Genomic DNA, 5,967 nt, shown 5'->3' on the forward strand with positions numbered 1-5,967 from the left:
CTTTAACTCTTCACTTGTTGAAGAGTCTACTTTTTCTTCTGAAGAACTATCAATAGTTGATTCTGTTGTTGTTTCAGAAGATTTACTTTCTGTTGTTTCTTCTATTATTTCACTAGTTGGTGTTGTTTCTTCCACTTTTTCTTCACGTTCTATTTGAATGTTCTTGGAAAGTACACTTTCTCCAATCGAAAGTGTCACTGCTTGCTCTGTTAAATCCAATTTTTTAAATGAAATCGGAATAATTAATTTAGCTTGAGTAAAATTTGTTTTAGTAAAACTTACTTTAACTTGATTTAATTGACTATCAAATGTATATGTACCAACACTATTACCTGTTTCGTCTAAAACGGTATTTTTTGTTTCATTCCATTCAAGATTAACATTTGGTGAAACTTGAATAATTGTATCTAAGTTTTCTACTCGATGAGCATCTAAGGTTACATTTAAATCAAATTTATTTTCTGTTTCTTTAACTTTAGTTGGTGCTTCAATTGCATTAATCGTCATTGGTTTAGCTGATGTTTCTTCGCTAGTTGTTGTTTCTTCAGCTACTTTATTAGATGTCTCTTGCGTGCTATCGTTAACTGCATCTGCATAGGCTTTTGATGTTAGACCAGGAATTAAAACAGATGAAGAAATCATCATTGTAGCCCCTACAAGAGAGACATTTTTAAGAACTGGCTGTTTTTGTAATAAATCTTTTTTGTCATTCTTTTTCATTTATATTTCCCATCCCTTTTCAATCATTATAAAAATTATACGTTTAAAAAAATATCATATCATACAAACTAGTTTAATTAAAGCATCTCACCTATCAGATAGCAACCCATTCAGACTAGACTTAAGAATTTGTAACCTAAGCGAAATATTATGTCAAAATCCTCTACATCTTGATACATATATTTGCTCATACTTTAGCCCGATTTTAACTTAAATCCCTTGTTATCAATACTTATAGAAGGTATATTTAGATTACAAAACATGCGTAGAAAGGAATACTTTATGAATAAAGAACATTTCTTAATTGAACTTAAACTTCATCTTCGTCAACTCGCATTAGTTGACCAGCAAGCTATACTAACTAAATATGAAGAACTGTTCAACGAAAAAACAGAAGAGGGACTTACAGAATATCAAATTACTAAAGAACTCGATTCTCCTAAAGATATTGCAAAATCGATTTTAAAAGAATTTAATATTGAGTTTCAAGAAATAGATAATCAATCTCATGATTGGGTAGAATTTACAAAAGAAGATAAAGCTAATTCACAACGTAAAAACTACAACCCATACTATCAAGAGCAAGAATATCCTAGAACAAAAGACTCTGGTTTTATCAGATTTTCTCAAATTTTAGGAATTACCTGCCTGAACTTATTCTTTATGATTTGGATAATTTTTGGTTGGGCTATCACATTATTTGTTGGCTGGATTTTAACTGTTTGTTTTATCGGAAGCCCATTTTTAGGTGCTTTTTCATTACTTACTATTGGTAGTGCATACGGATTTTTCCAACTATTTATGTCCATTCTCTTATGTGGAATTGGCTTCATTGGTTTACTTATTATGCTTCCTTTCTCAAAAGTTTCATTTAACTTATTAAAAACTTACAGTAGATGGAACATTCAAGTATTGAAAGGAGACCGTGCTCTATGAAAAAAAGAACGTTATTCCTTTTAGGTTTTGCCTTTATTTTAATTATAATCGGTGGTGCAGGAAGTATCTTTTTCTATCAACAGCTTGAAGCAGAACGAAAAGATAGTGAGGTCAATAAAAAATTCAAGTATGACCACTCTGATGAACTAATTCTAAATATAAAAAATAGTGCCACTATTAATTTAAGTACGTCAGATGACGATTATGTCCATATGAATAAACAAGGTCTAACCTTTGGGAGCGAGAAAAAAGAATCAACTACATGGAATATTGATAAAAAAGAGAAAACAACAACGGTGACAATTGATAACAAAATTAGTAAACAAAAATTTCAACCTGGTGTCTTTACTTTTAGCGATATTTCTGATGACAGTATTTCATTAAAAGTTCCCGAAAAATATAAAAAAATAACCATTAAAGGCGACAAAGTAGAAATTGCTGCCAACGGCTTAACATTAAATAACCTAGATATTCAATCTAAGATAAGTAATTTCTACTCCAATGATGTGACAGTTCAAGATTTAACTGTTGATACTAAAACTGGAGATATTAACATTGATGGAGGGAAATTTGAAAATAACGTTAAATTATCCACTCTAACTGGAAACATTCACGTAGAAAATACTTTCTTTAATAAACTTGATATGTCTACTAAAAATGGGGAAGTTTTCACAGCTAATACCAAAGGTGATCTTAAAATTGATAATCAAAATGGAAATACAAGTATCAATCATACAAAGGGATTAGCTTCCGTCAATAATAAAAATGGAGAAATCTATTTCCATTCTAATAACATTACACAAGATGTGACGTTAGAAACTGTTAATGGTGCTATCCAAATGGAAGTAGATAAAGATTCTTATAATAAAAATAAAGTTGATTTTAAGACAAATTATGGCCTATTATCCATTTTTAATAAAAATTTATCATCTGAGACAACTTTCTCTAACAGCAAAGGAAAAGTACTTATTAAAGCTACATCAAAAAATGGTGATATTTCCGTTAATGAGCTAGATCCAGATGACACTAAGTATGAGGACGATTAAAATCATGTTATAATATAAGAAACCCTGATATCAGGGTTTCTTTATTTTTAATTTATGGAGGTTTTTTATGACAAAAAACAAACAATTATATTGGCACTACGCAGCAAGTCTATGTCTCTTATTATTTGCAGCCATTGCTTATTTCGTTAAATCAAACGAGAGTGTTTTAGCCAGTATTGACAACCCAATCATTCAACTTGTTCGTGGTAACCTAACTGATGGAAAAACAGCCTTTTTCACGTATATTACCAAATTCGCCAATACGACGACCATTATTTTATTAACAGGTGTCGCATTTCTTTTCTTATTTAAATATAAAGAAAAGATAGCTGCATTCTGGTTATTGATTAATGCAGCCTTAATTCAAGGGATTGGGAATACACTTTTAAAACTTTTCTTCAACCGACCAAGACCTTCTGTGGAACACTTAGTTCATGCGGGAGGAACTAGTTTCCCAAGTGGTCACTCAATGGGAAGTATGCTTTTTTACGGAACATTTATTTTTTTAATGCCTAAATTTATTCAAAATAAAAAAATCTGTTTAGGAAGTCAATTTCTATTAGGATTACTAATTTTACTAATTGGAACAAGTAGGATTTATGTTGGTGTCCATTACCCAACAGATGTATTAGGTGGATTTTTAATAGGAGCTGCCTGGTTGTGTTTTTCTTACCCATACTTTAAAAAATATGATTTTGTGCAACAATTTGAAGGGAAATAATCATCATGTTTACATATAAAAAAGGAGATTCTAAGAGATATTACACTTGGAATGATGCTCTTAGAGAAACATTTGAAGAAAAAATATTTAAAGTACCTATTGACGGTGGTTTTGACTGTCCCAATAGAGACGGTACTGTCGCTCATGGTGGCTGTACATTTTGTAGTGTGTCGGGTTCTGGAGACATGATGATCGCACCAAGTGATCCTCTACCCATTCAATTTCGAAAAGAAGTCGATCAAATGCATAAAAAATGGCCAACAACAAAACAATACATTGTTTACTTTCAAAATTTCACAAATACTCACGCATCTGTTGAAGTGATTAAACATCGTTTTGAACAAGTAATTAATGAAGAAGGTGTCGTCGGCTTATCTATTGGTACGCGCCCTGATTGCTTACCAGACGATATCGTTGACTATCTATCTGAGTTAAATCAGCGTCTTTATCTATGGGTAGAATTAGGACTTCAAACAACGTACGAAGAAACGAGTAACATGATAAATCGTGCTCATGACTATCAAACATATCTAGATGGCGTTGCCAAACTCAGAAAACATAATATCAATATTTGTACACATTTAATTAATGGACTTCCTGGTGAATCTTATGAAATGATGATGGAAAATGTTAGGCGAACGGTTGAAGATTCTGATATTCAAGGAATCAAGTTGCATCTCTTACATTTAATGACCAATACAAAAATGGAAAAAGATTATTTAGAAGGTAGGTTGCAACTACTTACGCAGCATGAGTACACACAGCTTATCTGTGATCAGTTAGAGATCATCCCTTCTAATATTATTATTCACCGACTTACAGGAGATGCTCCAAGAGACACGATTATTGGTCCAATGTGGAGCTTAAAAAAATGGGAAGTCTTGAATAGCTTTGATACCGAATTGAAAAAAAGAGGAACCTATCAAGGGATTTATGCCAAAGGAAAGCGTGGTGATCATGTTTATGCTTAAAACAGCCTTGCGCTTTAGCCATGATTTACTAGAGGAAATAGTAATCTCAGGTGACGTTGTTGTTGATGCAACAATGGGAAATGGTAATGATACTCTTTTTTTAGCACAATTAGTCGAAAAAACAGGTCATGTTTACAGTTTTGATGTTCAAGAACAAGCTGTCATTAACACGACGAAACGGTTAAAAGAAAATTCATGTGAAGAACAAGTGACACTACTCCTTCAAGGTCATGAAACAGTTGGGAATATCATAGAAAAAACTCAAACTATTCGAGCAGCTATTTTTAATTTAGGTTACCTCCCTAAAAGCGATAAAACTGTTACAACTCATGAAAAGACAACCCTAAAAGCTTTAAGAGAGCTTTTAATTCGATTAGAGAAAAAGGGGCGTATTATTTTGGTGATTTATGACGGACACGATGAAGGAAAAACAGAAAAAACAGCTGTTTTAGACTTTGTTGCTAATCTACCTCAGGAGCAATTTAGTGTTCTGAACTATCAGTTCATCAATCAACGAAATAACCCACCTTCATTAATTTGTATAGAAAAAAAAGGCTAGGATGATATTTTGTCATCTTAACCTTTTTTATTAGCCAGCAAAAGGATCTTTGTTGGTATTTTTTTCTCTATAGGCAAAACCTAAAATAGTTAGAAGAATAATTCCCAGAATAGTTAAGTAATTTTTAGTCTCCTCTTCTCCAGTCTTAGGCAACATTTTGGATGTCTTATGACCAGTTATTGGTAACATTGCAGTCATTTGTCTTCCCGGTTTAAAACTACTAGTAAAAGCAGTGAATGATGGCTCATTAGCTGCAAAACTTCTGGCATTAGCTCCTCTTGTTTGTAACTTATTGTCCTTTGACCCAGTTGTTTCATGAATAATTTCTTTTTTATTTTTTACTATAAGTTGGACACTATGATTCGTTGCGATATTTTTTCTTACTTCTAATTGTTGAATCCTTTTATCTAAAACGTAACCTTTCGGAGCCTTTATTTCTTCTAGCGTATACACACCTAATGGCAACTGACCTTTTTTAGCTTCACCTGATTTATCTGTCACTAAGGTATACATTTTGTTTGTCGTTTTTTCTGTTAATTTAAATTCAGCACCTGGCAATGATTTAGTCATATCATTGGCATCTACTTTTTTAATCGCTACAGTTCCTAAAACTGTACTTGGTTCTAGTGGGATAACAGGTTGCTCAGCCTTATTTTTTATAATAACTGGTTTCATTTTATCCGTTTCTTTTACGTTCACTTCTTGAATATTTTTTTCCAATATATAACCTTCAGGTGCTTTGGTTTCTTCTAACGTGTATGCACCTAATGCCAACTTACTAATATCAGCCTCTCCATTCAAATCAGTTACTAAAATATATTCTTTATCTGTTGCTTTTTCCGTTAACTTAAATTCGGCACCAGATAAGACCTTCATTGAATCTTTTGAATCTACTTTTTTTAATGAAAAACTACCTAATTCGCCAGCTGGCTTCGAAGGAACTGTTGGTGTAAAAATTTTATTTTTTATGATTAAATGAGTCGTGTTTTTCGTTGCTTTTTCTTCTTTAACTTC

At 32.2% G+C, this 5,967-nt stretch carries 7 protein-coding genes; 5 read left to right on the forward strand and 2 right to left on the reverse strand.

Features of this window, described 5'->3' with window-relative positions:
- A partial coding sequence (locus RR554_RS09345; RefSeq protein WP_332463302.1) for a hypothetical protein occupies positions 1–720 on the reverse strand: 720 nt, incomplete at its 3' end.
- A gap of 282 nt (positions 721–1,002) precedes the next feature.
- Between RR554_RS09345 and RR554_RS09350 the strand changes: the two genes are divergently transcribed.
- From RR554_RS09350 to RR554_RS09370, 5 genes are all read left to right on the forward strand, one after another.
- Complete coding sequence (locus RR554_RS09350; protein WP_332463303.1) at positions 1,003–1,656, forward strand: DUF1700 domain-containing protein; 654 nt, start codon at positions 1,003–1,005, stop codon at positions 1,654–1,656.
- Positions 1,653–2,702 (forward strand): DUF4097 family beta strand repeat-containing protein, encoded by a 1,050-nt coding sequence (locus tag RR554_RS09355; RefSeq protein WP_332467888.1) that lies wholly within the window; start codon positions 1,653–1,655, stop codon positions 2,700–2,702. Before RR554_RS09350 ends, RR554_RS09355 begins: the two co-directional genes overlap by 4 nt.
- A 67-nt stretch (positions 2,703–2,769) precedes the next feature.
- On the forward strand, positions 2,770–3,423 hold the full coding sequence (locus RR554_RS09360; RefSeq protein ID WP_332463305.1) for a phosphatase PAP2 family protein: 654 nt from the start codon (positions 2,770–2,772) through the stop codon (positions 3,421–3,423).
- 5 nt (positions 3,424–3,428) lie between these two features.
- Positions 3,429–4,394, forward strand: a complete 966-nt coding sequence (locus tag RR554_RS09365; protein ID WP_332463306.1) for a TIGR01212 family radical SAM protein — start codon at positions 3,429–3,431, stop codon at positions 4,392–4,394.
- Positions 4,387–4,953: a tRNA (mnm(5)s(2)U34)-methyltransferase gene (locus RR554_RS09370; RefSeq protein WP_332463307.1), complete on the forward strand. Its 567-nt coding sequence runs from the start codon at positions 4,387–4,389 to the stop codon at positions 4,951–4,953. The genes RR554_RS09365 and RR554_RS09370 overlap by 8 nt, the downstream gene beginning before the upstream one ends.
- A gap of 30 nt (positions 4,954–4,983) precedes the next feature.
- On the opposite strand, the gene RR554_RS09375 is transcribed toward RR554_RS09370, so the two are convergent.
- The coding region (locus tag RR554_RS09375) for an MSCRAMM family protein (protein WP_332467889.1) at positions 4,984–5,967 on the reverse strand (984 nt) is incomplete at its 5' end.

The sequence above is a fragment of the Vagococcus sp. genome (assembly GCF_036639995.1).
GTDB lineage: Bacteria > Bacillota > Bacilli > Lactobacillales > Vagococcaceae > Vagococcus.

What these genes read in the sequence shown, in the direction of transcription:
- RR554_RS09350 (WP_332463303.1), top strand. Translation starts at nt 1,003, where the DNA reads ATGAATAAAGAACATTTCTTAATTGAACTTAAACTTCATCTTCGTCAA.
- RR554_RS09355 (WP_332467888.1), top strand. Translation starts at nt 1,653, where the DNA reads ATGAAAAAAAGAACGTTATTCCTTTTAGGTTTTGCCTTTATTTTAATT.
- RR554_RS09360 (WP_332463305.1), top strand. Translation starts at nt 2,770, where the DNA reads ATGACAAAAAACAAACAATTATATTGGCACTACGCAGCAAGTCTATGT.
- RR554_RS09365 (WP_332463306.1), top strand. Translation starts at nt 3,429, where the DNA reads ATGTTTACATATAAAAAAGGAGATTCTAAGAGATATTACACTTGGAAT.
- RR554_RS09370 (WP_332463307.1), top strand. Translation starts at nt 4,387, where the DNA reads ATGCTTAAAACAGCCTTGCGCTTTAGCCATGATTTACTAGAGGAAATA.